Here is a 2095-nt window from a genome sequence, read left to right on the forward strand (position 1 = left end):
TGCACATAAGCACCTTATTCAAAAATCCCCAAACCAGGATTTCTGAATAAGGAGACTTATGTTCCAGTTTCTAACCGCTTGGTTCCGCACTCTAAACGTGCTCCGACGACCCTGACCCCTACTGCATAAGTCAAAGCTGTCAATAATGAACAAAAAGCATTCATTATTGATACCTTTAACTTATGTTCCGGGGTCACCCGGGTCTCGTTGCACTCTAAATATCTTCCCGAACAATCGGGCAGCTCATACAACGTGGGCCCCCACGGCCTCTTGACAACTCACTTGAGATGACCTCAAGAACTTTTAAGCCATGTTTTCTTAGCAAATCATTTGATACATAGTTTCTGTTATACGTTACAACAACTCCTGGAGCGATTGCCAATGTGTTTGAACCGTCATTCCATTGCTCACGGCCGGCAATAATTGGATCGCCACCACCGGTTGGAATCAAGTCCAGATCATCGAGCTTCAATGCATCTTTTAAGACTGCCTTCAAATCTGTCCTGTGCTCCAGGTGAAGCTCACCTTCATTTTTACCTGGCGTAATTGTCCAAGTATCAATGTGGCCACCTTCGCCTAAGATTCCTGGATGAACCGTGAATTGGTCATAATTAATCATTGTGAACACAGTGTCCAAATGCATCATTGCGTGATTATGTGGAATCTTAATCGCAATGACTGTGTCAAAATGACCATCCTTAAATAAGTTCTTCGCAATATCTTGAATTGCGTCAGCAGATGTCCGTTGGGAAACGCCAATAGCCATCACATGGTCATTTAAGACTAATTCGTCTCCACCTTCGATCCGAGTATCGTGGTTTCGATCACGCCATACGTGAACGCCCTTGTTAGCAAACCGTGGATGGTGATCAATAATAATTTCATTAAACAAAGATTCACGTTGCCGGGCAGCAAACGTCATGTGGTTGATGCTCAATCCTTCGCCGATACATGCCGATGGATCACGGGTAAAGTACAGGTTAGGCATTGGATCCATGTAGAATTCATAGTCTTCTGTCTCAGCAGCACTCACTAAATCTGTTGGCACAAAATCAATTTCGTTCTTCCGAACCCCTTCCATGATCTTATTGACCATGTCTTGGTTGTTCATGCTGTCTAAATATTCTTTCAAGGCATCATGAATCGTGCCCGTTGCGTATCCGGATTCGGTTAACATTTGCTCTAAGAAGTCATCACGAACTTTGTCACCACCAGCATCCAATGCTTCAGCTGCCAGTTTTTCAAGGTAAAGGACTTCAATCCCGTTATCTCGAAGGGTGTCGGCAAAGTAATCATGTTCCTTTTGTGCAATTGGTAAATATGGAATGTCATCGAACAGTAAGCGTGGCATCATATCTGGGGTGAAGTTTTCAATTTCCCTACCAGGTCGTTTCAGTAATACCGTTTTGAGCTTACCGATTTCAGATGTTACATGAATTGGACTTGTCATTCTTGTTACCTCCTCTTCCTTTAAGTACAACTCTATCATAGCCTTTTTTGAAAACGCTATCGTACAATTTCTGTCATTGAAAACGAGAGATTTTTAACAGAATTAATCCGATAATTGCAAAGAGAACTTATTATTAATTTTTTGATTTAATAATCCATTCACGAGTAAGAATAACCGGTTTTTTATACAATGTCTATTAATAAGATTAGAAGATAACGTTTTAATTAGAATATAAAAAAGCCGTGAACAATCAGTTTCTCCCGCAAATTAAGGATTCTCTCTAATTTGTTCGGTATAAATATGTTTACCATTCACAAAATATTCATCACCTACCAACAAATAATTCACACTTGTTGTGACAAAGTTACGTAAGATAAAACTTAAAATTTTAATCCATGGCTTGTCAGATTGCTGGTAAACACCGACAATAAAGATAATGATTTGGGAGGCATTTTCATGCAAACGAGTACTCATTTGAGAAAACGGACATTTAAGCTGCCAATTTTTTTGATTTATACGATTGCATTTGTTTCAATTTGCTTATTAACTTACAGCATCCCCTGGCTTGCCGGCAGAACATTGATCTGGAACGTTGACGGGATTGCCCAACATTTTCCAATTCTGGCGCAATTTCAGCGGATCTTA

General features: G+C 40.2%; 3 protein-coding genes. 1 reads left to right on the plus strand and 2 read right to left on the minus strand.

The annotated features are described in order from the left end of the window. Positions 1-214 precede the first annotated feature (214 nt). Both arcA and QUF07_RS13720 read right to left on the minus strand, forming a co-directional pair. Positions 215-1450 (minus strand): arginine deiminase, encoded by a 1236-nt coding sequence (gene arcA / locus QUF07_RS13715; protein WP_054748964.1) that lies wholly within the window; start codon positions 1448-1450, stop codon positions 215-217. Positions 1451-1717: 267 nt separating this feature from the next. Next, positions 1718-1912 (minus strand): hypothetical protein, encoded by a 195-nt coding sequence (locus QUF07_RS13720; RefSeq protein ID WP_054656118.1) that lies wholly within the window; start codon positions 1910-1912, stop codon positions 1718-1720. Between QUF07_RS13720 and QUF07_RS13725 the strand changes: the two genes are divergently transcribed. Further along, a partial coding sequence (locus QUF07_RS13725; RefSeq protein ID WP_289428108.1) for a hypothetical protein occupies positions 1907-2095 on the plus strand: 189 nt, incomplete at its 3' end. The two genes, QUF07_RS13720 and QUF07_RS13725, sit on opposite strands and share 6 nt — an antisense overlap.

The organism is Lentilactobacillus sp. TOM.63, assembly GCF_030361045.1.
Taxonomy (GTDB): Bacteria; Bacillota; Bacilli; order Lactobacillales; family Lactobacillaceae; genus Lentilactobacillus; species Lentilactobacillus dabitei.